We start from the raw sequence: 25,735 nt of genomic DNA on the forward strand, positions 1-25,735 counted from the left end.
TTAATAAACAGTTCTGTAGTAGTAGTTTACCATATTCGAATTTTGATTGGACAGAGTGCATTGCAATCTTTTCACTGTTTCTTTACACTTAGAGAATGACGGTCTAGCAGTTGACATCACTGCTGGACAAGCGTATCGTTAAAAATAGAACACACGTTTGATTGGAGAGAGCAACTTGGCAAAACAGACTTTAACAGCCTACACAGATGATGATATTCAAGTACTAGAAGGTCTGGAAGCTGTCCGGAAACGTCCGGGTATGTATATCGGATCGACAGACACGCGAGGCCTACACCACTTGGTTTACGAGATCGTCGACAATGCCGTGGATGAGAGTCTTGCAGGCTTTGGAACACAGATCGATGTGACGATCCATAAAGACAACAGCATCAGTGTCCGCGACTATGGTCGTGGGATGCCAACGGGAACTCACAAAACAGGTAAGCCTACAGCAGAAGTCATCTTTACAGTGTTGCACGCAGGAGGAAAGTTCGGACAAGGCGGCTACAAGACGAGCGGAGGACTTCACGGGGTGGGTGCTTCTGTAGTGAATGCCTTGTCCACAGAAGTAGAAGTAGAAATTCACCGGGACGGCAAGAAGTTCTATCAAAAGTTTTCTCATGGCGGGAAAGTCGAGGTGGCTTTGCACGAAACAGGCAAAACAAAAGAGACCGGGACACTCGTTCACTTCTTACCGGACCCTACCATCTTCTCTGTTACGAAATACAATTTTGAAACACTCAGTGAGCGTCTACGTGAGTCAGCTTTCTTATTAAAGGGACTCCGCATCACATTAAAAGATGAAAGAACCGATACAATAGAAGTCTATCACTACGAGACGGGTATTGAAGCATTTGTTGCTTATTTAAATGAAGAAAAAGACACGCTACACAATGTGTTTTACATGGAAGGCACACAATCAGATATCGAAGTGGAGTTCGCGTTCCAGTTTAATGACGGCTACTCAGAGACCATTCTTTCGTTCGTCAACAATGTACGCACGCGCGACGGTGGAACCCATGAGACAGGCGCCAAAGCGGCACTCACTCGCGTCTTCAACGACTATGCTCGCAAAACAGGCCTGTTGAAAGAAAAAGATAAGAACTTGGACGGCTCTGACGTGCGTGAAGGGATTGCAGCCATCATCTCCGTGCGTATCCCAGAGAACATGCTGCAGTTTGAAGGCCAGACAAAAGGCAAACTCGGAACGAATGAAGCCCGAAGTGCAGTGGACACGGTCATTTCAGAAAAGCTTCAATACATTTTAGAAGAAAACGCCGATCTGACGGCTTCTTTGATCCGCAAAGCCATTCGTGCCCAACAAGCGCGGGAAGCAGCACGCAAGGCTCGTGAAGAAGCGAGAAGCGGCAAGAAGCGCAAGAAGAACGATACGCTTCTTTCTGGGAAGCTGACACCTGCCCAGTCTCGAAACGCGAAACGTAATGAACTGTACCTAGTGGAGGGTGACTCTGCTGGAGGTTCTGCTAAACAAGGTCGTGATCGTACGTTCCAAGCCATCCTGCCACTTCGTGGGAAGGTCATCAATACAGAAAAAGCAAAGCTAGTAGATATCATGAAAAACGAAGAGATCGCGACAATCATCCATGCCATTGGTGGGGGAGTCGGAGCTGATTTCAATGTAGAAGACATCGCGTATGACAAAATCGTCATCATGACTGATGCGGATACGGACGGTGCCCACATCCAAGTGTTGCTGCTCACGTTCTTCTACCGCTATATGAAACCACTGATTGAAGCAGGAAAGGTCTATATCGCCTTGCCTCCACTTTACAAAGTGTTCAAGGGAAGCGGCAAGAAAGAAGTTAGCACGTATGCATGGACTGAAAAAGAATTGCAGGATTCCATCAAAAAGATTGGAAAAGGCTATTCCCTGCAACGTTATAAAGGATTAGGTGAGATGAATGCGGATCAGCTCTGGGAGACGACAATGAACCCAGAGACGCGTACACTGATTCGTGTCACGATTGAAGACGGAGGACGGGCCGAACGCCGCGTGACGACCTTGATGGGTGATAAGGTTGAACCACGACGCAAGTGGATCGAGAGCCACGTCGACTTTAGTCTTGAAGAAGATGGCACGATACTAGAAAATGAACGTATTCATATGGAGAGTGAATTGTAATGTCCCAAATCGAACGTTTTCAAGATTTGCCACTTGAAGAGGTCATCGGTGACCGCTTCGGCAGATACAGTAAATATATTATTCAAGACCGCGCACTACCGGATGCACGAGACGGCTTAAAACCGGTTCAACGCCGAATCCTATATGCGATGTATACAGAAGGCAACACAAATGACAAAGCGTTTCGTAAGTCTGCAAAGACCGTCGGTAACGTAATCGGGAACTACCATCCACACGGAGACAGTTCAGTGTATGAAGCGATGGTACGCATGAGTCAGGACTGGAAGCTACGAAACTTACTTGTAGAGATGCACGGAAACAACGGGTCTGTTGACGGAGATCCACCAGCTGCAATGCGTTATACAGAAGCTCGTCTATCAGCGATTTCTTCTGAATTATTGAGAGACATCCAAAAAGAGACGGTTGAATTTATTCCAAACTTTGATGACTCGGACAGTGAACCAACTGTTTTACCTGCTCGTTTCCCGAATCTCCTTGTGAATGGATCAACTGGAATCTCTGCTGGGTACGCTACAGACATCCCGCCACATGCCTTGCACGAGGTCATTGATGCTTTGTTCATGTATATGGAAAACCCAGCTGTCACAGTTGATGAGCTGATGACAGTTATGAAGGGACCTGACTTCCCAACAGGTGGTATCATTCAAGGTGTCGACGGCATCAAGAAAGCTTATGAGACCGGTAAAGGGAAGATTATCGTCCGATCTAAAACGGAGATTGAGTCGATCAAAGGAAACAAGCAGCAAATCGTCATTACAGAGCTTCCTTATGAGGTCAATAAAGCGAATCTGATCAAACGCATGGACGAGCAGCGTTCTGACAAACGGTTAGACGGAATTGCGGATATTCGAGACGAATCCGATCGTACGGGTCTTCGTATCGTCATCGAAATGAAAAAAGACGTCGATGCACATGGCATCTTGCAGTATCTATTGAAGAACACAGACCTTCAAGTGTCGTACAACTTTAATATGATCGCCATCTACAATCGACGCCCAACGATGATGACGTTGCCTCTACTTCTAGATGCCTACTTAGAGCATCAGAAAGAAGTCATTCGCAAGCGCTCTGATTTCGATTTGAAGCGTGCAAAAGCTCGTCTTCATATTGTGGAAGGTTTGATGAAGGCATTATCTATTCTAGATGAAGTGATTGCAACGATCCGTGCTTCGAAAGACAAACGCGATGCTAAAGAAAACTTGAAGGCGTCGTATGAGTTCACAGAAGAACAAGCTGAAGCCATCGTGTCACTCCAGCTTTACCGTTTAACGAATACGGATATTACGGCACTTGAAGCAGAGCATGCGGACCTAACGAAGCTTGTTGCACAATTGCAAGGTATTCTAGGTGATGAGAAAAAACTGATTCGCGTCATCAAAAAAGAACTACAAGACGTCCGAAAAGCTTATGCAGAACCGCGTCGTTCTGTAATTGAAGATGCGATTGAAGAGATCAAATTGACCCTGGATGTGTTGATTCCAAGCGAAGACGTTCGTCTTACAGTGACAAAAGAGGGCTATGTGAAGCGCACGTCACTACGTTCGTATCAAGCATCAAATGGGAAAGACTTCGCGATGAAAGAGACAGATGAGTTGCTGCTCGATATGACGAGCAACACACAGCATCACTTGCTACTGTTTACGAGTCTCGGAAACTATATCTATCAGCCGGTTCATGAATTGCCGGAGATTCGCTGGAAAGACCTTGGTCAGCATATCTCAAGCATCGTGCAGCTAGACCCGAATGAACAGATCATCCATGCTGTGGCCATTGAGTCGTTTGAGCTAGATCACACTGTGGTGACGGTCTCTAGAGATGGTCAAGTGAAGCGGTCGTTGCTTGCTGAGTTCTACGTTCAGCGATACAACCGCACATTAAAAGCAATGAAATTAAAAAAAGGTGACGAAGTCGTATCCGTACACTTTGCAAATCCTTCAGATGATATTGCGTTCTTTACAATGGGAGCTTATGCATTGACGTATTCTTTAGACGAAATCCCAATTACTGGTGTCAAGACAGCAGGGGTCAAGGCCATCAATTTAAAAGACGGAGATGCGGTTGTTGCAACAAATATGATTGCAAAAGACAGCCAGGATTTCTTTGTAGTTGTGACGCATAGAGGCGCTGTGAAGAAACTGGCACGCAAAGAGTTGGAACCAAGTTCACGTGCAAAACGTGGAGTGGTCGTATTACGAGAATTAAAAACAAATGCGCATCGAATCGTCGATGTGAGATACGTTCCAAATGATGCTGTATTGATTCCTCAAACTGCTAAAGGCGACAGTGATCCATTAATCGTCAAAGAACTAAAGTCAGTCGATCGTTATTCAAATGGCAGTTTCTTGGTGGATGTTGATGTTGTTGGAGCTATTCAAGGATTAAAAGTAAAAGAGCTTTAAAATTTAAAAAGAATTATAAAACCAGGACCTAAAAAATCCTGGTTTTTTCTCTAATATCTCATTATTTCAAGTATACTACTTTATGAAACTTAACTTTAGATAATATATATTATGGAAACTAATTTATTTTGAAAGCAAAGGAGACCTCATTTAGAGTCTCCTTCTTTTACTCTCTTTCCATAATCCACTTCATCATTTCATAACGTTCCCGTGCTTCTGGAACTTTGTCTTCAATTGCCCAAACTAAATACACCATTCCAAGTGCTTTGATTGCATCTAGCAATTTAGTCTGTTCAAATCCATGTTCTTCAATCAACCAAGTAACTTTTTGAGCAAACTCTTCAACAGATCGATTTTTATTGAACAAAAACTGCACACAATCATAATACGCATGTCCAACGACGCCTTTAGGATCAATAATTACAAATCCACGCGTGTCGTCCCATAAAATGTTCTCATGATGCAAATCTCCATGTAAATTCGTATCTTGCTGTAATTCTTTTAATCTCGAACTTGCAAGTTTTGCTTCAACTAACCAACTTTTTGGAACTTCAGAGATTTCTGCGTCAAGAGCTCGAAACCATGTATCAATGCTAGGTAATGTTATTTCTATCGTTTCAGATGGAACTATATTATGTAGCCTCCTCCACTGCTCCACAAAAAATCGAACATTAGTTCTCGTATCGGGAAGTTGAGCATTTAAAGTAGTTCCAGGCGAAATACTTTCCATAATATAGTAGCCTTCTTCAACATTTGAGACTAACAGTGCGGCTATGATAGTTTGATCAAACGCTTCAAGAGCCCTAACCTGATTTGTGAAGTCATATCCAGGTAAGCCAATCTTTACAACCACTTCTTGCCCCTCTTTTATAGCTCTTGCTACATAATTGTAGGACAGATTAGAGAAAGGTTGAATCGAGTGGAGCCCGTGTTCACACTCCACTTTTCGGATCAGCTGGGGAAGCTTCTCAAGCCACCTCTCCCCTTGCTCACCAAAGGCTGCGGCAATTTTTTCTTCAAAAGTCATAAAATCTAGCTCCAATCAAAAGGCGTCTGTTGATACACATAATAATTTAACCAATTAGAGAATAACAGATGGGTATGAGATCTCCATGTGTTTTGCGGAGTCTGCGATGGATCGTCATTAGGAAAATAGTTATCGGGCACCTGGCACTTTAACCCTTTTGCTACGTCTCGTTCGTACTCGTCACGGAGAGTAGTTGCATCATACTCTAAGTGGCCGGTAGCCATTATATGGCGCTGATCTTTCGACTGGATCAAGAACACTCCAGCGTCATCTGATAATGCAACTAGTTCGAGCTCTGGCTGCTTCAGAATCGATTCATAGGATACCGTCGTATGTCTTGAATGCGGAGCAAGAAACGTATCGTTAAACCCCCGTACGACAGCTAGATGAGGAGCTACCAATTGATGAGAAAAGACTCCTGAGCACTTTTTAGGTAATGCTTCTTTATCAATACCAAATTCTTGATACAGCACTGCCTGTGCACCCCAGCAAATTGATAAGGTAGATGTTACATGTGTTTTTGCCCAAAAGAGTAATGTCACAATTTCTGGCCAGTAGGCAACTTCTTCAAATGGCATCTGCTCAACAGGGGCTCCTGTTAGGATCATACCATCGAAGCGACGGTCTTTGATGTCGTCAAACACTTTATAAAACTGATCCAAATGGCTGCTACTGACGTTCTTTGGCTGATAACTCGCCATTCGTAAAAACGTCACGTTGGTCTGGAGAGGTGTATTTCCTAAGAGCCGCAACAATTGATGTTCAGTCTTTTCTTTCTCAGGCATTAAATTGACGATCAATACCTCGAGTGGTCGGATATCTTGAGTATGGGCCCGTTCTGTATCCATCACAAATATATGTTCTTCGCGTAATTTCTCAATAACAGGCAATTCTTTTGGTAAATTAATCGGCATGTCACTTCACTCCTTCAAAATAAAACACTCTACCCATACAAGGGCAGAGTGTCGGTAATATTATCTTCCAAGTCAGCACTTGATGGAGGGAGCACCTTTCTGCACTGCAGAGGTTGCTGAAGCGTCACAGGGCCATATCCCTCGGCTTCTCTTGATAATAGCTATTCAATTGGGATGTTGCTGTCATTTTAGCACTACATGAAAGACCTAGCAAGCTATTCTTCAATATCGAAGATCAAATCATCCTCGTCTTGTTCATGACTCCCGTCACCAAAGAAAGCGGTCGTAATCAATGTCAAATGCGTCGCTTCCGCTCCCTCTTCTGGAACCCAGCGCTCATCTGGTATGATTTCAAAAGGAATCATCCGCGTGGCCTTTGAAGAGGCACTGCCCACAGGCTCAAATGACAATTTCGCCACTAATTCCCGCGTCTCTTTCTTACATACTTCTAGACGAATATCTTCAAGATCTTCATCATTCTCTAGTCCTTCGATGTAGATAGTTCCAGAGAGGTTGATGCCGTGCTCAATATACGGATGGTCGACCACCGTATCAATTTTGATCAATCCTTTTTCAATATGCGATTCAAACGAATTCATAATTACTCCACCTTATTTGTTTTCGTACTATATTCATAGTGATTGTCCACAACCGGCTCATATCGATTATACCGCATTTTAAACAATCGGAAAAAGTGTGTGACAATTACTTTTACTATAGCATACCCTGGAATCCCAAGGATAACGCCAGGTACTCCAAATAAAGCACCGGCCGTAATTAAAACAAAGATGATCGTAATCGGATGAATATGCAATGTTCTGCCCATGATTTGAGGCGAGATGAACTTTCCTTCAACTAACTGGACAACGGTCCATACTGCTGCAAGCTTCAGTAACATGAACGGGGATTGAATCAATGCGATGATGACCGCTGGTGTGATTGCAATAATTGGTCCGAGGTATGGCACCACACTCGTCACCATAGCAATTGCTCCTAGAAGTACGGCATAGGGCATCTGGATGATACTGAATCCAATGAACACCATGAATCCAATGGCAGCGGAGACCAATAATTGCCCCTGTATGTATGAGCTGATCTGCTTGTCGATGTCCGTGAACACTTGTGCCGTCTCGTCACGCATACGAGGAGGCAACATGCGTAAGATGTACTGTGGCAACTTCTCCCCGTCTTTTAGTAAGTAAAAAACGATAAACGGTACTGTGACAAGGGCTAAAATAAAACTGGTGATTGCACCAATAAAAGATGTGATTCCCGTAGCGATCCTAGTGAACGTATCTTGGAAAAACATCGCCAGTTGACTTGGTAGATCTTGAATCATCTCATTAAGGTCTGCTTCAATCGTATCGTAGTAGCCTGAAAACATCGATGTCTGCAGCCAAGCTGTAAAGTTGTTCACAAGCAGCGAAAAGTCATCAGGGAAGTTTTCGATAAAACGAATCGATTGTTCTTTTAAATAGGGAAATACGAGCAGTACAATCAGAGTGATCAGTCCTACGACTGCCAAGAACAGAATCAAGATACCCCAGATGCGCGGAATCTTTACCTGTTCTAGTAAACGCAATACCGGACGCAATAAGTAATACACTATAGTTGCTAAGATGATGGGTAATACTACATTTCCTAAAAAGACGGTAAGTGGATTAAACACAAACGATACCAAATCGAAAATAAATATGGTTAATCCTATCAAGACAATCAGCAGTAAAGCAAAAATCGTATTCTTCCCACCTAAAAATTGAATAAATCTTGTGTCAAAAAACCCTGACTTTTTGTCTTCGAACATAGCTTTCCCCCCTACTTGAGAAACTCTGAAATCGCAGTCTGAGCTGCTTCCTTATTGATTTCGATTACACTTCCGGCATGGCTGTATGAGTTGTAGCTGTACTCCCCTTCGCGAGGAATGGTCAAGCGCTCGATTTCTGGCTTGCCCCCTGTAGCAGCGTCTAGTAGGAAGCCAAGTTTTTCTGTGCTGCCGATATCTGTTTGAATATACCCATTTAAAGCCCCTGCAAACTTAGGCAGACGGTGCAAGTTTCCTGGTGAAGTCATTTCTTCTGACAACGCTTCGAACACGACTTGTTGGCGTCTAACACGTCCAAAATCGCCTTCTTCATCTTTCCGAAATCTTGCATAACCCAAGAGCTCTTTTCCTGAAAGTTTATGAACACCTTGTTTCAATTCTACACCGATTTCCTCGGACATGTCTTTTTCTACATCGATCTCCACGCCGTCCGGAGCTAACACATCGACCATCGTCTCAAAGCTCGTAAAATCAATGAGTGCATAATGATGAATCGGGACACCGAACATCCCTTCAATCGTCTGTTTAGTGAGTTCTGCACCTCCGAGGTAGTAGGCAGTGTTTAACTTATAGGATTGGTATCCTGGGATTTCTGCATAGATATCCCGCATGAGCGACACCAATTTCACATCATTCGTGTCAGGGTCCCAAGAAGCGATCATCATCGTATCCGTTCGTGACTTCTCTTCTCCCCGACTATCCACGCCTAAGAGCAACACATTCATTCGACCTCCCTCATAGGCAGTTCCAGAAAATGCTTCCGGCTCTTGCTCCTCCGCCAATTGGGTCCCTTGCCAGTAAGTAAATGCGACGTATCCGGCACCAACTAGCACCAACACGACTAAGAGCTTCATTAAGCCTTTAAAAGGCGATCTGCGTCGTTTGCGGGCCCTTCTCTCTGTTCGTAATTCTTCCATGGTCAACACCCTTTCTATAGATATCATAACGTATTGGAAGAACAAGTAGTTTCATAGTTTGCGCAGAAGTGATAGAATTTTTTCAGCACCATGAATCGGAGGAGATACTATGGAAAAAGCAATTTTTGCAGGCGGCTGTTTTTGGTGTATGGTAAAACCATTCGATAGCTACCCTGGCATTCATAAAGTGACATCTGGTTACATGGGTGGTCATGTTGACAACCCAACATACGAACAGGTAAAAACAGGTACTACAGGCCACCTCGAAGTCGTGGAGATCGAGTTCGAACCAGCCTTGTTCCCTTACAGTCAACTTCTTGAGATTTATTGGCAGCAGATTGACCCTACAGACGACGAGGGACAGTTCCAAGACCGCGGGGATCAATACCGTACAGCAATCTTCTATACAACAGAAGAACAGCAACAACTTGCTGAAAAAGCAAAAGAGGAATTAGCGGCAAGCGGCAAGTTCCAGAAACCTATTGTCACTCGTATCTTACCTGCTTCTACCTTTTATGAAGCAGAAGACTACCATCAAGACTTTTATAAAAAAGAACCAGATCACTACCAACAAGATCGTGCCCAGTCTGGTCGTGACGAGTTCATCGAGAAGAACTGGAAGTGACATTTCCTCATTTCATGGTATAATGAAATGATTGTGTTAACAGGAGGGTATGAACTAATGATTCAAGTAAGCGAAGTCAGTTTGCGATTTGGTGATCGTAAACTTTTTGAAGATGTCAATATTAAATTTACTGCAGGAAACTGTTACGGTTTGATCGGTGCCAACGGTGCTGGGAAATCTACATTTATTAAAATCCTATCAGGTGACCTAGAGCCTCAAGAAGGCCACGTCTCCATGGGTCCGGATGAGCGTCTAGCTGTCCTGAAGCAGAATCACTTTGAATACGAAGAGTTCCAGGTTCTTGAGACGGTCATGATGGGCCACAAACGTCTCTATGAGGTCATGAAAGAAAAGAACGCCATCTACATGAAAGAAGACTTCTCTGATGAAGACGGCATGCGCGCTGCAGAGCTTGAAGGCGAATTTGCTGACATGAACGGATGGGAAGCAGAATCGGAAGCAGCTATCTTGCTTCAGGGCTTAGGTATCACAGAAGAGATGCACACTAAGCTTATGAGCGACTTAAATGGTTCTGACAAAGTGAAGGTCTTGCTTGCTCAAGCTCTATTTGGCAAACCCGATGTACTCTTACTCGATGAGCCTACCAACCACTTGGACTTAAAGGCGATCCAGTGGTTAGAAGAGTTTTTGATTAACTTTGAGAACACAGTTATCGTCGTATCTCACGACCGTCACTTCTTAAACAAAGTATGTACACATATTGCGGACCTAGACTTTGGAAAGATCCAAGTCTATGTTGGGAACTACGATTTCTGGTACGAGTCAAGCCAACTAGCTTTAAAAATGGCACAAGACCAGAACAAGAAAAAAGAAGAAAAGATCAAAGAGCTTCAAGCATTCGTTGCACGCTTTAGTGCCAACGCTTCGAAATCCAAGCAAGCAACATCTCGTAAGAAAACTCTTGAGAAAATCGAGCTCGATGATATTCGTCCATCTTCTCGTAAGTATCCATACGTCAACTTCTCCATGAAACGTGAAATCGGTAACGATGTTCTTCAAGTTCAAGGCTTAGGCTATGAGCAAGAAGGTCAAACGTTATTGAAAGATGTTCACTTCATGCTAAACAAAGACGACAAAGTGGTATTACTTGGTGATGAACTTGCTAAGTCTGCACTTCTTCGCATCTTAGCCGAAGAAGAACAACCAACTTCAGGGTCGGTTCGTTGGGGTGTCACTACAACTCGTGCCTACTTCCCTATCGATAATGCTCGTTACTTCGAAGGCAGTGAAACGTCACTCGTTGATTGGCTGCGTCAGTATTCACCAGACGATGAGTCTGAGACCTTCCTGCGTGGCTTCCTAGGACGTATGTTGTTCTCTGGGGAAGAAGTAAAGAAAAAGCCTTCTGTCTTATCTGGTGGAGAAAAAGTGCGTTGTATGTTATCGAAGATGATGTTATCTGAATCGAATGTATTGCTCTTTGATGAGCCTACCAACCACTTGGACTTGGAGTCTATCCAAGCACTCAACAACGGATTGATTGCATTTAAAGGTGCCATGTTGTTCACTTCCCATGACCATCAGTTCATCCAGACAATTGCAAATCGTGTCATCGAGATCCAACCAGATGGAACGATTCTAGATAAACAATTGTCGTACGATGAGTTTCTTGAGTGGAAAGAGCAACACGCTGTAACAAAATAAATACAAAAAACACATCCCGCAGGATGTGTTTTTTTTACATAGGAGTTCGTTTCATAAATTGACCGATCAACGATTTAGTTGGGAGCTTCCCTAAGATAGATTCTCCACTTGCAGATAAGCGTTTCAGTGTTGCGAGTAAGTTGTCATCTCCTGCCCAATGGTCTTCTAACACTTGTGGAGACAGGCGATTCACCAGCATATTCAGTACAAATGTGGCAATGACTAAGTCATCGACAAATCCGCCTGGACCTGCCAGCAGTTCTGGCATGAAATCGACTGGTGCAACAAAATAAGCGATTCCAGCCCCAAGTAGAGCCTTGCTTTTAAAATCAATACGCGGGTCTGCTAAGGATTTGATCATCAGATGAAAAATATCCGGTGCGAATAATAGATAGGACGTGACTTTGGTCATTCCTTTTTTTTGAAAGTAGGACGTGATAGACTTACGTAAACGCTCATAAAAATCGAGCTGTTGTTCATACTCAGTAGTTTGCATCATGATTCCTCCCTTTCCATCAGTATACCAATTTTTTCGTAACTTGAAACTTCCAGCTCCCTCGACCCGTCTAACAAGTTAAAGGAGGCATCTGAACATGAAAAAGCTCTTGCTACTACTCGTGATGCTACTCGCTGCCTGTTCTCAGCAAGCTGCAGATGACCCGTCACCACAGCCACAACCGACTCCAACTGAAGAACAGCCTTCCACTGAAGAGCCAGCTGAAACGCCCGAGACAGAGATTGACCTGCATGACTACTTCATGCCCAATCAATCGATAGCCTCGTTTTTAGGTGACGGAAATGAGTACGCCACTTACACCTTGAGTACACAGCACTTATATGAAAATTATATTGGTACGCTAGAAGACAATGGGGGTACTGTGATGCAACGGATTTACCGAGTTGAAGAAAATCGCATTGTGAAAATCTTTGAGCAAGCAGAAGCCTATGATGCGGATTTTCCCGCTCTCAGCGAACTGGAGTCCATGCCAGAACTTGAAATCTATTTATCTCTACCTTTTGAGGTGGGTCATGAGTTCAACGGTTGGACCATCACCGACACAAACGCTTCTTTAGAAACACCGTATCAGAATTTTTCAGATGTCTTAGTCATGGAGCAAGAAGGATCTGACGGAAGCATCCTACAAAAGTACTTTGCCCAAGGATTTGGCGAAGTGAAACGTGTCTTCAAAATGCCTGGAGGCGAAGGAGAACAGTTTGAAGTGACTTCCACTTTAGAATCTGTAGAGTAAAGAAAAGGATGACCACGGGGGTCATCCTTTTTGTATCTTATAGTTTTGTTACGTTCGCAGCTTGTGGTCCGCGGTTGCCTTCTACCACTTCGAACTCTACCGCTTGACCTTCATCAAGAGATTTGAATCCGTCACCGTTGATTGCTGAGAAGTGTACGAATACATCGTTTTCTCCTTCAACTTCGATGAAGCCGAATCCTTTTTCTGCATTGAACCATTTTACTGTACCTTGTTTCATGTGAACAACCTCCAAATAGATAATCAATATGTGAAAAGCAAAAAATTCACATATCCGATGAAGTACCGATGCGTTCACATCGATCACTACATAGGATATGTGAATTGGGTTACGGTTTTCACTATACATTGTTAGTTAAATTATATCAGTTCCAGTTTCTTCGTCAACAGCTATTATCTGATTACATGCATTATTCTGCTAGTTCCGTAAAAATAAACAAGCCATGATAGAGCTGCAAGTCTTCTTCACAGTCTTCGCAATAGCAAACTTCTTTGCCATCCCAAAATGCATGGTAGCCATTTATTTCACGAGAAAATGTGTAGGCTTGTTGAAACTCTTGAACTTTATGTACAAGATGCTGCTTTGCTTCCTTCTCGGATGGGAAGGACCAGCTGTCTACAATATGGTGCTGCCAGCCTTCAAACAAATACCACGGCTCATAATCAGCCTTCATATAGATCACACGATACATGTGTGTCCCTCCTTCCTTCTCTCATTATGCTAAAACAATTAGGTGCTGTCGACTAAAGTGCTTGCAATTCTTTGTCTAGAAACTGATACTTACGTTAAGAATGAAACTTTTCGGTCCCCAAAACGTATGTAAAAGTAGTGAAACGAGGTGCAGCTATGAATTCAAAATATACAGCAATTCGACATGTGCTCAATATTCCCATCGCGGGGTCGTCTTTATTATTGTTACTCGTCCCGTTTGATGCAGGGCTCACCCTAAGTGCCTTTGTAGCTGCGGGTACGTATGCAGCTTCCAATTACTCTATTAAAGGTGTGCAGAAGTACCATGTCGTCAAAAAACATGGACTTACTTGGTCAGAACTTCAGCATATTTCTAAACAAGTTGGAGAAGCGCAAGAAAAGATGCGTGAGCTCAATCAATACTATACCAAAGTTCGGTCATTTCGTTCCATCAAACAATTGATCGAGATGAACCGGGCAGCAAAACGGATTGTTCAGCTTGTCAAAGAAGATCCAAAACGCTTCTATTTAGTCGAATCCTTTTTTTATTCGCACATGGACAGTGCATTAGAAATCACCAAAAAATACGCGCTACTCGTGAGACAACCTAGTAAAGATGCTTCTACAAAGCTTGCACTTTTAGATGCTCGTGAAATGATGGATGACATCAATGAACTTCTACAACAAGACGTCAACGATGTTGTCAAACAAGATATCAACCGTCTCCAGCTCGAGCTGGATTACGCTAAACAATTGACCACTTCCCGTCTACCGGAACCGAAAGGAGATCAACCACATGAACGCTGAACAAAACAACCAAACCGATTATCTACTAGATGAACTGTTAATGGAGCCTGTAGCGAAAGCAGAAACACCTGCCACGCAACAAGTAAAACTACTTGATCGCCTGACAGAAGAAGAACAAGCCAAAGCCAAACAATTGGCTACACAAATCCCCGTTGGAGATTATGAATCTATTTTGACATACGGTGCTACAGCTCAAAATGAACTTACGAAGTTCTCTCATCAGATGCTGGACCATGTTCAGAAGAAAGACATTGGGCCGGTCGGCGATATATTAAGTGATCTGATGAAAAAATTAAATGAGATCAATCCAGAAGATTTAAACCAAAAAGAGAAAAAAGGCATCCGTAAACTGTTCTCTAAAGTGAATCGCTCTCTTCAAGAAGTGATGTCTCGCTATCAGAAATTGAGCACACAAGTAGACCGTATCGGCATCCAATTGGAGCACTCTAAACGAGGTTTAATTGAAGATGTGCGTATGCTCGACAAGCTCTACGATCAAAACAAGAACTACTTTAAAGCATTGAATATTTATATCGCGGCTGCAGAATTGAAACGAGACGAGATCGTCTCTACGACAATTCCTGCACTTAAACAAAAAGCCGAGCAATCCAATGACCAAATGGCGTTCCAAGAAGTTCATGACATGACGCAGTTTGTAGACCGTTTAGAAAAACGTATCTACGACCTACAGCTTTCACGTCAAATTACGATACAAAGTGCACCTCAAATCCGAATGATCCAACAGACAAATCAGACGCTTGCTGAGAAGATCCAATCTTCTATCATGACATCGATCCCTCTTTGGAAAAATCAGATTGCAATTGCACTCACACTTAATCGCCAGCAAAAAGCAGTGTCTGCTCAGCGTCAAGTAACGGCGACGACTAATGAGCTACTGCTAAAGAACTCGGAGATGTTGAAAGTGAACAGTATCGAAACGGCTAAAGAGAACGAGCGCGGTATCGTTGAAATCGATACATTGAAAAAAACGCAAGAAAACTTGCTCAGCACTATCGAAGAAACGCTTCAAATTCAAGCAGATGGCCGTATGAAACGAAAGGCTGCAGAGCTTGAGATTGCCCGTATGGAAGAAGAGTTGAAAAACCGTCTCCTTCAAATCCAAGAACGTAGTGAAAACCGTATGTAGGATAAAAAAGACCCCAGAATCGAATGATTTTGGGGTCTTTTCTATAGTCGCATCAAGGCATGTTGTAGCATCCGCTTTAGTAAACGATGTGCTTCTGAAGTAAACTGATCTAATGAATCCGTTGCAGCTGTCCTCTTTCCATAAATCACTGAGAAAAGGTGCTGTTGTTCTTCTGTCACCTTAGTGTCAGAAAGATACAGATGAAGAAATCCTATTCCATTCTTCTCCAGCCACTGCACAGCGTCTGCTGTGTCCAGAATCCCTTTTTCTCGGTATTCGAACGCTGAGGGCTCCCCGTCTGAGAAATAGAGTAAGAACTTCTGTGACTCCGGTCTTGCAAGCAAGGAGTGCCCTGCTTTTCGGAGCGCGTAGCCGTCTCGGTTGTCTTCATGTGCTTCCATCGAGAATATGGATGGAGCGGCATCTGTCGTATGCTCGTACTCATGCATGACTTCAAAGTAGTTCGGTTGGAAGCTCTCTGTAGCATCATACGCATCCTCGTAATGCTGTACGATGCGATGCGGGATTCTGAGCTTGCGCAATACATCATGCACGTAGAGAACAGCTTCTTTCGTTTCTTCAAGCTTATCTTGCATCGAGGCAGAGCCGTCTACTAGTAAGTAAAAAACTGCATCAAGTTCTCTACTATCTTGACCTTTGCGGTAGAAGATTCGTGGTCTTTCTTCAAGCCAAAGTGGCAAGAGGTTTTTCTGCAGTCTTCCTTTGCTCAAATTACGTTGCACGTCGATTTCTTTTTTGGCCATTTCTTTTTCAAAAAGTGTGACCAATTGTTTCACGTAAGGAGATTGGAGTAGTCGGGTCTTAGCAATAGCAGGCAAATTAGGGGTATCGTGAACCTCAATTAACCGTTCCTTCGCTACCACAGCATCATGAATTCGAGGAAATAGACCAGCAGCCAGTTGATCCATGTCATATTCTTCAGATTCCTGAGCAGCAGAGTTTCCGAGTCCTATTGAAGTCGGCTCATGATCTTCACGCCCTTCTTCCACTGCACCATCTGGATCTGCAAGGTCACTATCTCGACCGTGTTCAATTTCAAACCGTAAATGAAGGCCTTTTTCCTCTTCGCTTTCTTGATGCCACATCTGCATCATTTCTTCTACTGACTCTTTTGATTCTTCCGCACCTTCTAGCTTCTTTTTAAGACCGCGGTGATACGTAAAGTTTTCAAATTCAGACCCTCGTAATACTAGGTGCTGAAAATGTGTCAGTTGCGCATCTTGTGACAATAGTTCTTCCATTCGAAACAAGATTCCCCAGACGGTATCGAGAGTCGCTTCTGTTGAGGTAAGTGCACGCCACTGATTCAAGAAAGGAACGAGTTCACTAAATTCTTCAATAGCTTGGACACGCAGCGTCCCTTCATAAAATGCGATAGCAACAAAATAAAGTAAGGCATCAGACGTGAAGCCACGTTTTTGGAGAGTCGAGAGCTGCTGCTTATAATAAGGAACAACCGCTTGATGGCGAAGCTGAAACCATTTCGCTGTGCCTTTTCTAGTGCGGGTAATTTGCTGAGTAAATCGAATTTCTTCTATTAAAAATACAAGTTGCCTTGCTAGTTGCTCGAATCGGTGCCCTCGCACTTCTTCTAGAAACTCCTGATACACCTTCAAATTAAACTCTTTATAGAATCCTAATGTGAGAAGAAGCACATCTGTCACGCGACCCGCGTGTTGAATAGCAGGCGACCGGTGTCTCCAAAATACACTGATGGCAACGAGACGGTCTACTGGATTCAATTCTAGAAGTTGTCGTTCAGACAACTCAAATTCAGATGTGCGCATCCATGCTTGTGCTACACGCTCAAAATGCAATAGTTCCCCCGCCTCGACAACTTCATTATTGAACTTGATGAAGCGTTCCATTAGGCATCCAACCATGAGGCTATGATTTCATGTACAAGCATTTTTTCTTGTACATCTGCTAGTTTCTCTAATAGCCCGTATTGATAAGCTCGTTCAAGAGGCATATAGAAGGACAGCTCGATCACATCAAAAAGAGAACGAATCGAGGCAGATTCATCAGCCACACGACCTTGTTCAGACAGTTCTCGTAACTCATTTGTTACGGCGAGCACTGTATCGAGATCTGAATCGCCTAAATCAGGAAATTGGCTCTTCACTAACTCTTTTAAATCGTCGCCATGAATATACGGAATGGAAAAGGACACAAAACGGTCTTTCAACGCCTCGTTTAGAGGGGCTGTACCCATATACCCTTCATTGATGGCAGCAATCACCCCGAAATGAGGATGCGCTTTAATGACCTCTCCTGTGAAAGGGTTAGTTAGCATTTTTCGGTAATCGAGAATTCCGTGCAGAATCGGCAGTGTTTCGGCCTTCGCCATATTGATCTCATCGATATACAAGAGATGTCCTTTCTTCATGGCTTCCACAACAGGGCCTTCCACAAATTCGATAGCTGTCTGACCGTCTCGTTGAATGATTGTCTTAAAGCCAAGAAGTGCTTCTGCATCAAGATCAACAGAAGTATTGATGCTTTGCATCGGTTGGCCGAAATAGTGACTTATAGATTCCGCAAGTTTGGTCTTCCCCGCTCCTGCCGGCCCTTTAAGCAACACAGGTTTCCCTAGAGCTATAGCAATTTGAATATCCTGTAATAAATGAGCATTCGGACTTTTGTATCCACCATCCCGTATGAGCGATTTGTCATCAAAGTAGTTTCTAGTAGACCGTTCTTTTCTTTCTTTGTCTAAAAGATTCATAGTCTTCACCCTTTCGACAGAAAAAACCGATGGAACCCCATCGGTCATTCAAAATAGTCTTTATAATATCCACCGATTTTGCCTGTGTTGTCGACAACAAAAACAAATTCGTCTGTCTCGTTCTTTACTTCATACTCTTTTCCTGCAGTTAACACATTACTCACTAGAAATTTGTCAGCATTTGTGTGCTTGCAGACTACTGTACGAAGTGTTGGCTTTTCTGCCCAATTTTCATGAATCATAAGAACCCTCCTGTAGTGGAAAAGAGATCCTGCGTAGTGCAGGACCTCTCGTTAAAATTATGAGTTAAGTAAAAGATCTTCTGGGTTTTCAAGCAACTCTTTAACAGTTTTCAAGAATCCTACAGAGTCTTTTCCGTCAATCACACGGTGATCATAAGATAGAGCGATATACATCATCGGACGAATTTCGACATTGTCTCCAACAGCGATTGGACGCTTTTGAATTGTATGCATACCAAGAATACCTACTTGTGTACCGTTCAAGATTGGAGTAGACATCAATGAGCCGAATACACCGCCGTTTGTGATTGTGAATGAACCACCTGACATGTCGCCTAGTGTCAATTTGTTGTCGCGAGCTTTTGCAGCTAGTTCTCCAATGTTCGCTTCGATTTCTGCGAAGTTTTTACGGTCCGCGTCACGTACGATTGGCACAACTAGTCCACCTTCAGTAGATACCGCAATACCGATATCGTAGAAGTTGTTTTTCACGATGTAGTCTCCATCGATTTGTGAGTTCACATATGGATACTTTTTAAGTGCTGCTACAACAGCTTTCGTGAAGAATGACATGAATCCAAGACGAACGTCGTTTTGCTCGAAGAACTGATCTTTTTTGCGTGAACGAAGTGCCATCACATTCGTCATATCAATCTCGTTGAATGTAGTTAGCATGGCTGTATTTTGTTTCACTTCAAGTAGACGGCTAGCAATCGTCTGACGACGACGCGTCATTTTCTCGCGAGTTGTACGGCCCTCGTCTTCTTTAGTAGCAGTTTGTGCTTGTGGTGCTGCAGCAGGAGCTGATGGTGCAGCTGCTGGTTTTTGACCATGTGCTGCTACGTCTTGAACACGAACGCGCCCCATTGGATCTACTGGAGAAATCTCGCTCAAGTTGATTCCTTTTTCACGAGCTAGTTTGCGAGCTGCAGGTGATGCGATTGTGCGGTCACCAGACTCTTCGTGTTTTACTTCTTCTTTAACCGCTTCTTTAGCAGGTTCTGTTTTTTGCTCAGGAGCTTTTTCTTCTGTTTTCGCTGGAGCTTCTTCTTTCGGTGCTGGAGCTGAACCTTCACCAGCGCCAACACGTGCGATGACTTGTCCGACTTGAACTGTATCACCTTCAGCAGCTAAAAGCTCTTGAACAACTCCAGCTTCTTCTGAGATGACCTCAACATTCACTTTATCTGTTTCAAGTTCAACGATGAACTCACCTTTTTCAACTGTATCACCTGGTTGTTTTAACCACTGTGCAATGGTACCTTCTGTAATGGATTCTGCTAATTCTGGAACGATAATATCTGCCACGATTGTTTCCTCCTTGGACGATTTAGTTGTTTGCTACTGCTTCTTCAATGATTCGTGCTTGTTCGATCTTATACGCTTCTCCATCACCTTCTGCAGGGCTTGAACGGTGCGTACGACCTGTATAAGAGATTTCAAGGCCTTTGCCTAACTCTAACAAGTATGGAAGGGCAAAGTGCCATGACCCTTGGTTTTGAGGTTCTTCTTGAGCCCATACCAGTTTTTTAACGTTTGGATAACGAGCAATGATTGCTGCGATTTTCTCCTGAGGGAATGGATACAACTGCTCTACACGAACGATGTGTAGGTGATCATATCCTTCACCAGAGTCAATCTTATCTGCTAAATCAATTGCAAGCTTTCCACTCGCAAACACGATCTTTGTAACGCTGTCCGCGTTTTTACCCAAGTTTGGTTCTTCAATCACTGTTTCGAATTTGCCTGATGTCAATTCTGCTACATCCGCTCCCACTTTAGGATGACGTAACAAGGACTTAGGAGATACGATAATCAGTGGACGAATCGCTTCGTTTTCTAGCATAGCCGCTTGGCGACGCAAGATGTGGAAGTAGTTCGCAGCACTCGAAAGGTTGGCAACCGTCCAGTTGTTTTCAGCTGCTAGCTGTAAATAACGCTCTACGCGGGCACTTGTATGTTCAGGTCCTTGTCCTTCAGCAGCGTGAGGAAGTAACATAACTAGACCTGATTTTAGGCCCCACTTAGCACGAGCCGCACTGATAAAGTTATCAAACATCACTTGTGCCATATTAGCAAAGTCACCATACTGAGCTTCCCAAATCGTCAAGGTGTTTGGATCCTCTAGATTGTAACCAAATTCATAACCTAGGATAGCTGCTTCTGTCAGTGGACTGTTGTGCACGACGAAAGAAGAGTTTGAACCAGAAATATGATGGATTGGCATCAATTCCTTACCATTTGTTTCATCATGCAGTACAAGGTGACGGTGAGAGAATGTTCCACGCTCCGCATCTTGTCCTGTAAGGCGAATCGATTGACCATCTTGCAAAATAGTAGAGAATGCTAATGTCTCAGCATGACCCCAATCAATCTTGCCTTTGCCGTTGAAAGGTTCTTCACGACGTTTTAGGATGCGAGCAAGCTTTTTAAACGGAGTGAAGTCTTCTGGCCAAGTCAACAACTCTTCATTGATTTTGCGCAGACGGTCTTCTTCTACACCAGATTCGTGTTCTGGCATGCCATTTAATACAGCCTCCGGAATTACAATTTCATGTGCTTTTGACTCAGGAAGTTCTTTGACGCGGTCATAAGCTGCTTGCATTTCTGCAAATGTGTCTTCATCTAATTTTTTCACTTCATCTTCACTTACTAGTGATTCGGAAGATAAGTTCTTTCCATAGAGTTCACGTACAGTTGGATGTTTGTGAACCAATTTATACATCTCTGGATTCGTTACCATCGGCTCGTCCATTTCATTGTGGCCATAGCGACGGTATCCGATCAAATCGATCACGATATCTTTATTGAATTTTTGTCGGTACGCAAACGCAAGTTTAGCCACACGAATCACTTCTTCTGGCTCATCGGCATTTACGTGAACAACTGGCACTTCGTACCCTTTTGCTGGATCACTTGAATAAAGCGTTGAACGTGAATCGTAATGTTCTGTCGTAAAGCCAATCATATTGTTTGCAATGATATGGATGGATCCTCCAGTTTGGTAACCTGGAACACGGCTGTAGTTCAAGACTTCTGTAACCACACCTTGTCCTGGGAATGCAGCATCTCCGTGTACAAGAACTGCAAACGCAGCGGATGGATCTTGTTTCGGTAGGCCAGCTTCATCTGTTGTTTCTTGAGCAGCACGAACTTGCCCAGTTACTACTGGACTAACAACTTCTAAGTGTGATGGGTTATATGCAAGCTTCACTTTCAAACCTGATGGTGAATTGTATGTCGCACCGTTGTGGTACTTCACATCTCCGTACCAACCTTTAGAGAACTCTAAAGAGCCATCTTTAGGAATGAACGCATCATTTGGAACATGAGCAAAATCAGCGAACATCATTTCATACGGCTTGTTCAATATATGAGTCAACACGTTCAAACGGCCACGGTGTGCCATTCCGATATTCATTTGTTTGACTTGTTCTTTATTAGATTGTTCGACTAACGTATCAAACAACACAACAAGACTATCCAAACCTTCTATAGAGAAACGCTTAGCTCCAACAAATGTACGATGAATAAACTTTTCAAACCCTTCTACGTGAGTCAAACGAGCAAGAAGCTCCTTTTTCTCATCCGCTGAAAGTGTTTGAGGTTTCGTACTTTCAATTTGAGACTGCAACCATTCACGCTCAGTGCGAGTAATAACGTGAGCAAACTCATAAGCTACTTTATTTGTGTAAACAGACTTTAGATGCTCGATTGCTTGTGCTCCATTTTGAACGAAAGCAGGTGGATTTTGAACAAGCAAAGACACAGGCACCTTTTCTAGGTCCTGTTTAGTTAATCCGTAAAACTCTAATGAGATACGTTCTGTTTTCTTTTCGCGATCATTTAGCGGGTAAATGTCTGCTGCTTCATGACCATGTGTACGAATCGCATCAGCAAGTTGAATCGCTTTCAACACAACATCCATTAACGAGTCGTCTACTTGTACAGATTCTGATTTTGAAGTTGTAGAACCAACTGGCGCACCATATTGTTCAAACAAAGCGGCAAGGTCAGAATCTACGTTTTCTGGTGTTTCCAAAAATAAATCATATTGTTCCATCACATACCCTAAGTTCGGACCCGAGAATGCGGACCAGGGTGTAGTTGTTTTCGACATGAGAAAACCTCCAACTGTAGTTCCTATCAATAGTATATATATTCATAGTATCATTGATGACCCCTTTATGAAAGCGAGGGGGCATGAACAATTTTTCCATTTCAATCTTACTACTCTTAGGAAAAATTACAATGCTTTTTGTGAAAAATCTCACGAAAAAACGCTCGTCTAAAACGAGCGTTCAACTGAACAGTTATTCACTTGGTTTTAATTGGGAATTGAAGTGTGAATTCACTTCCTTTTCCAAGTTCACTTGTTACAGAAATCTTCCCGCCGGCACGTTCCATGACTTGTTTTACAAATGTTAGACCTAGTCCAGTGCCACCCGCTGATTTGGAACGCGTTGCATCGATTGTATAGAACGGCTCAAAGATTTTCTCAAGTTCATTTTCACCCATACCGATTCCCTGATCTTGAATACGTACTATATAGTCATTGTTGTTAACTTTACCTACAATAGTGATTACAGGATTTTCTTTTGAGTAGCGAATTGCATTCGTAAGTAAGTTCGTAATCACCTGTTCAAGCAAGACGGGAGAAATTGGTAGCAACATCGGTTCAATAGAAGAGCTGATCGTTACCGTATCATGAATATCTTGTCGCTGTATTGTTGTCTCAACTACTTGTTTGATATCTGCAACATGGTTCGAATCCTCTTCTTGTTTCGCTAGGGCTAGTAGCGCTTCCATCATTAGTCTCATTCGCATCGTCTCTTGCTGCAAGATGGACACAGTCTCTTCGACTAATTGCGGATCGGTCTTTCCCCACCTCTGTAACATAGCGAGATTTCCTTCCATGGCTTGAATCGGACTACGCAGTTCATGTGATACGTTCCCTATAAAACGTTCCTGCATTGCATAAACTTTATGAATTCGTGTCACCATTTGCTGATACTCCTCAGCTAATTGGCCAATCTCATCAGTTCCTGAGTAAGATAAAGTGGGAACTACCTGATTATCAAGTGCATATTGTTTCATAGCATGCTTTAATTCTTCTAATGGACGCACGAGCAAAGATGATAAGAAATAGCCTGCTATACTTGAAACAATAACAAACAACACCCCAAATAGAACTAAAGACCATCTTAGATAAGTGATCATGGAATTATAGCTTTCTAAAGAGTGAGACATGGCGATATAAAGTGAGCCGTTGCCAATTTGAAAAGCTGTTGCTTTATATAAAAAATCTTGTCCGTCCTGTTCCATTCTCTGAAACGAATTGACTTCACCAGTAAACACGGGATACGGAGAATTCGGGTTGATTTGTAGAATCTCTACACCGTCATCATTTAGTAGTCTCGCACTTTGATTTCGACTCAGAAATTGATTTAGTAAACCCGTATTGCGCTCAAAGTCTTGAACGCTAAGTGTAGGACCCCTTGTTGTCATGTAACTTTCAAGCTCTGTAAACGAAATGGTTGCCGCGGCCCTTTCATTGGCAAGAAGCCATTGACTGAGAGCAGTAGCTAAAACAAGAGACAACAAAATGTATGTCACGATCATGGCAGTTGCAGTCCAAACCGACCAACGGACTCGTAATGAACTAGGCTTCCACTTCATACATATATCCAATCCCTCTTACCGTCTGCAAAGCGTCACTGACGTTTTGTGGAAGTTTTTTGCGGAGATGTCGCACATAGACATCGACGACATTCGTCTCAGCTTCCGCATCAAATCCCCATACATGTTCTATGATCTGCGCCCTGGTCAAGGCACGATTTGGGTGCTTCACAAAATAGAGCCACAAATCAAATTCCGTCTTCGTCAATTCGATTTCTTTCCCTTGTGAAAGTACTCTACGAGCTTTTTCGTCAATTTGGAACGTTTCATCACTAATAGACTTTGTTGTCTCTACTCTACGAAGAATGGCACGGATTCTTGCAAGAAGCTCTTCTATCGCAAATGGTTTGACAATGTAATCATCTGCACCCGCTTCAAGACCTGAGACTCTATCCATAACAGCGTCTCGAGCAGTCACTAATAATATAGGAGTGGTTGAAGTCTTACGAATTCTTCTGGTCAATTCCATCCCGTTGAGGCCGGGAACCATCACATCCAGCAAGACGACATCGTAGTTATTATTTTGAAATAATTCGTAACCCTCACGGCCATCCAATTTATGATCGACTGTAAAACCTTCGTGCTCCAATTCTAGTTTTACAAACCTTGCGATATTTGGTTCATCTTCAACAAATAATATGCGTGTCATGGTCGCTCACCCACCTTATCAAATCACGTATTTTGTTTAGCTTAATCGTACGAATTTAGGTCCTAGGATTCAAGTTTTTCTGTTCACGCATTTTTCACTTTTCAATTTTAAAAAAATAATGTATATTTTTCTAGCAACATAAAATTCTATAGTTTGATAGGGAAGGCAAATGGTGCGCCACCACGCGATTGGTTCTAGTAGGTTCGATTCCTACCCCGAAATTTTTTATGCAGCACAAAATGAAAAATTTCAGGAACCGTTATACCGGTTTGGGAGGAAGATTGAATTGCTAAAACGACGCGATTTACAAGACTGCCACGCTCTATATGAGCTCATGTCCGACCCGTCAGTGATGAAGTATGTACGTCATAAAGCTGCTTCTGCGGAAGAGTATCTCTTTAGCACAAAAGCACTTATGGAAGAAGAGGAACAAGGAACGGTTATCTCACGAACTATTTTAAGTGACTTTGGTCAACCTATCGGCACCATCAACTTGTTTGATGTGCAACAGAATGCCGGATTTTTAGGCACTTGGATCGGCACTCCTTTCCAAGGACTAGGTTACAATTCAAAAGCAAAAGAACAGTTTTTAAGTGAATTGTTTTTTGAGCTTGATATTGATAAAGTGTTTATGCGTATTCGCAAATCAAATGAAAAGAGTCTTCGTGCGGCATCCAAGTTACCTTATGCAGTCGAGGCAAATGATTTATATTCCGCGCTCTACCAAGAGATCAACCGTGAACAAGAAGTCTATGACCTTTATTGTATCTCAAAAGATATGTTCATGTTTTATATGCTGCAACAACAGAATCAAGAAGAACAAGCAATGTGAAAAAGGCTGGGATAAAAACCAGCAAATGGAGTTTCTCGTCATGAGAAACTCCATTTTTGTTTGATGTATTGTGTGTAGGGGAAGCGTTCCGCGGACGAGGGCTGAGCCTCGGTCTCAGCTTCCGCTTATTATCCCGTT

23 protein-coding genes and 1 riboswitch are annotated in these 25,735 nt (G+C 43.0%); of the genes, 8 read left to right on the forward strand and 15 right to left on the reverse strand.

Annotated elements, in window-relative coordinates; all coding sequences use genetic code 11:
- Window positions 1–175 precede the first annotated feature (175 nt).
- The gene (gene parE, locus CQS04_RS01950) at window positions 176–2,143 is read left to right on the forward strand and encodes a DNA topoisomerase IV subunit B (protein ID WP_100352521.1); all 1,968 of its coding nucleotides are present in this window, start codon (window positions 176–178) and stop codon (window positions 2,141–2,143) included.
- On the forward strand, window positions 2,143–4,563 hold the full coding sequence (gene parC / locus CQS04_RS01955) for a DNA topoisomerase IV subunit A (RefSeq protein WP_100352522.1): 2,421 nt from the start codon (window positions 2,143–2,145) through the stop codon (window positions 4,561–4,563). Before parE ends, parC begins: the two co-directional genes overlap by 1 nt.
- A 166-nt stretch (window positions 4,564–4,729) precedes the next feature.
- On the opposite strand, the gene CQS04_RS01960 is transcribed toward parC, so the two are convergent.
- The 5 genes from CQS04_RS01960 to CQS04_RS01980 form a co-directional block, all read right to left on the reverse strand.
- A complete protein-coding gene (locus CQS04_RS01960; protein WP_100352523.1) occupies window positions 4,730–5,590 on the reverse strand; it encodes an aminoglycoside phosphotransferase family protein in 861 nt (286 codons plus the stop codon).
- Window positions 5,591–5,595: 5 nt separating this feature from the next.
- Window positions 5,596–6,504 carry a homoserine O-acetyltransferase MetA gene (metA, locus tag CQS04_RS01965; RefSeq protein WP_100352524.1) on the reverse strand — a complete coding sequence of 303 codons (909 nt, stop codon included), beginning with the start codon at window positions 6,502–6,504 and terminating at the stop codon, window positions 5,596–5,598.
- A gap of 57 nt (window positions 6,505–6,561) precedes the next feature.
- Window positions 6,562–6,665, reverse strand: a riboswitch (SAM riboswitch).
- 54 nt (window positions 6,666–6,719) lie between these two features.
- Window positions 6,720–7,103, reverse strand: a complete 384-nt coding sequence (locus CQS04_RS01970) for a sporulation protein (RefSeq protein ID WP_100352525.1) — start codon at window positions 7,101–7,103, stop codon at window positions 6,720–6,722.
- Window positions 7,104–7,105: 2 nt separating this feature from the next.
- Window positions 7,106–8,308, reverse strand: coding sequence for an AI-2E family transporter (locus CQS04_RS01975; RefSeq protein ID WP_100352526.1), 1,203 nt, complete (start codon window positions 8,306–8,308; stop codon window positions 7,106–7,108).
- An 11-nt stretch (window positions 8,309–8,319) separates the two neighbouring features.
- The gene (locus tag CQS04_RS01980; RefSeq protein ID WP_100352527.1) at window positions 8,320–9,243 is read right to left on the reverse strand and encodes an LCP family protein; all 924 of its coding nucleotides are present in this window, start codon (window positions 9,241–9,243) and stop codon (window positions 8,320–8,322) included.
- Between the two features lie 109 nt (window positions 9,244–9,352).
- Between CQS04_RS01980 and msrA the strand changes: the two genes are divergently transcribed.
- Both msrA and CQS04_RS01990 read left to right on the forward strand, forming a co-directional pair.
- Window positions 9,353–9,868, forward strand: coding sequence for a peptide-methionine (S)-S-oxide reductase MsrA (gene msrA, locus CQS04_RS01985; RefSeq protein ID WP_100352528.1), 516 nt, complete (start codon window positions 9,353–9,355; stop codon window positions 9,866–9,868).
- 57 nt (window positions 9,869–9,925) lie between these two features.
- Complete coding sequence (locus tag CQS04_RS01990) at window positions 9,926–11,533, forward strand: ABC-F family ATP-binding cassette domain-containing protein (RefSeq protein WP_100352529.1); 1,608 nt, start codon at window positions 9,926–9,928, stop codon at window positions 11,531–11,533.
- Window positions 11,534–11,567: 34 nt separating this feature from the next.
- Here the strand turns inward: CQS04_RS01990 and CQS04_RS01995 are convergent, their stop codons facing one another.
- On the reverse strand, window positions 11,568–12,029 hold the full coding sequence (locus CQS04_RS01995) for a YkvA family protein (protein WP_245858726.1): 462 nt from the start codon (window positions 12,027–12,029) through the stop codon (window positions 11,568–11,570).
- Between the two features lie 97 nt (window positions 12,030–12,126).
- Between CQS04_RS01995 and CQS04_RS02000 the strand changes: the two genes are divergently transcribed.
- Complete coding sequence (locus CQS04_RS02000; RefSeq protein ID WP_100352531.1) at window positions 12,127–12,783, forward strand: hypothetical protein; 657 nt, start codon at window positions 12,127–12,129, stop codon at window positions 12,781–12,783.
- 37 nt (window positions 12,784–12,820) lie between these two features.
- On the opposite strand, the gene CQS04_RS02005 is transcribed toward CQS04_RS02000, so the two are convergent.
- Entirely contained in the window at window positions 12,821–13,021 is a 201-nt protein-coding gene (locus CQS04_RS02005; protein ID WP_094941967.1) for a cold-shock protein, read from the reverse strand.
- 190 nt (window positions 13,022–13,211) lie between these two features.
- Window positions 13,212–13,493, reverse strand: a complete 282-nt coding sequence (locus CQS04_RS02010) for a DUF1033 family protein (RefSeq protein WP_100352532.1) — start codon at window positions 13,491–13,493, stop codon at window positions 13,212–13,214.
- 155 nt (window positions 13,494–13,648) lie between these two features.
- Here CQS04_RS02010 and CQS04_RS02015 point away from each other — a divergent pair, with 155 nt between their 5' ends.
- Both CQS04_RS02015 and CQS04_RS02020 read left to right on the forward strand, forming a co-directional pair.
- Window positions 13,649–14,299 carry a 5-bromo-4-chloroindolyl phosphate hydrolysis family protein gene (locus tag CQS04_RS02015; protein WP_100352533.1) on the forward strand — a complete coding sequence of 217 codons (651 nt, stop codon included), beginning with the start codon at window positions 13,649–13,651 and terminating at the stop codon, window positions 14,297–14,299.
- A complete protein-coding gene (locus CQS04_RS02020; protein ID WP_100352534.1) occupies window positions 14,289–15,446 on the forward strand; it encodes a toxic anion resistance protein in 1,158 nt (385 codons plus the stop codon). Before CQS04_RS02015 ends, CQS04_RS02020 begins: the two co-directional genes overlap by 11 nt.
- A 41-nt stretch (window positions 15,447–15,487) precedes the next feature.
- Here the strand turns inward: CQS04_RS02020 and CQS04_RS02025 are convergent, their stop codons facing one another.
- From CQS04_RS02025 to CQS04_RS02055, 7 genes are all read right to left on the reverse strand, one after another.
- A complete protein-coding gene (locus CQS04_RS02025; RefSeq protein WP_100352535.1) occupies window positions 15,488–17,335 on the reverse strand; it encodes a vWA domain-containing protein in 1,848 nt (615 codons plus the stop codon).
- The gene (locus CQS04_RS02030; RefSeq protein ID WP_100352536.1) at window positions 17,335–18,195 is read right to left on the reverse strand and encodes an ATP-binding protein; all 861 of its coding nucleotides are present in this window, start codon (window positions 18,193–18,195) and stop codon (window positions 17,335–17,337) included. The genes CQS04_RS02025 and CQS04_RS02030 overlap by 1 nt, the downstream gene beginning before the upstream one ends.
- A gap of 44 nt (window positions 18,196–18,239) precedes the next feature.
- Window positions 18,240–18,437, reverse strand: coding sequence for a DUF6501 family protein (locus CQS04_RS02035; protein ID WP_100352537.1), 198 nt, complete (start codon window positions 18,435–18,437; stop codon window positions 18,240–18,242).
- A gap of 57 nt (window positions 18,438–18,494) precedes the next feature.
- Window positions 18,495–19,745, reverse strand: a complete 1,251-nt coding sequence (gene odhB, locus CQS04_RS02040) for a 2-oxoglutarate dehydrogenase complex dihydrolipoyllysine-residue succinyltransferase (protein ID WP_100352538.1) — start codon at window positions 19,743–19,745, stop codon at window positions 18,495–18,497.
- A 22-nt stretch (window positions 19,746–19,767) separates the two neighbouring features.
- Entirely contained in the window at window positions 19,768–22,557 is a 2,790-nt protein-coding gene (locus tag CQS04_RS02045; RefSeq protein WP_100352539.1) for a 2-oxoglutarate dehydrogenase E1 component, read from the reverse strand.
- A 197-nt stretch (window positions 22,558–22,754) separates the two neighbouring features.
- The gene (locus CQS04_RS02050; RefSeq protein ID WP_100352540.1) at window positions 22,755–24,116 is read right to left on the reverse strand and encodes a HAMP domain-containing sensor histidine kinase; all 1,362 of its coding nucleotides are present in this window, start codon (window positions 24,114–24,116) and stop codon (window positions 22,755–22,757) included.
- Complete coding sequence (locus CQS04_RS02055) at window positions 24,100–24,765, reverse strand: response regulator transcription factor (protein ID WP_100352541.1); 666 nt, start codon at window positions 24,763–24,765, stop codon at window positions 24,100–24,102. Before CQS04_RS02055 ends, CQS04_RS02050 begins: the two co-directional genes overlap by 17 nt.
- A gap of 286 nt (window positions 24,766–25,051) precedes the next feature.
- Between CQS04_RS02055 and CQS04_RS02060 the strand changes: the two genes are divergently transcribed.
- Window positions 25,052–25,597 carry a GNAT family N-acetyltransferase gene (locus CQS04_RS02060; protein ID WP_100352542.1) on the forward strand — a complete coding sequence of 182 codons (546 nt, stop codon included), beginning with the start codon at window positions 25,052–25,054 and terminating at the stop codon, window positions 25,595–25,597.
- Window positions 25,598–25,735 lie beyond the last annotated feature (138 nt).

Origin of the sequence: Chryseomicrobium excrementi (genome assembly GCF_002798305.1) — a bacterium.
Taxonomy (GTDB): domain Bacteria; phylum Bacillota; class Bacilli; order Bacillales_A; family Planococcaceae; genus Chryseomicrobium; species Chryseomicrobium excrementi.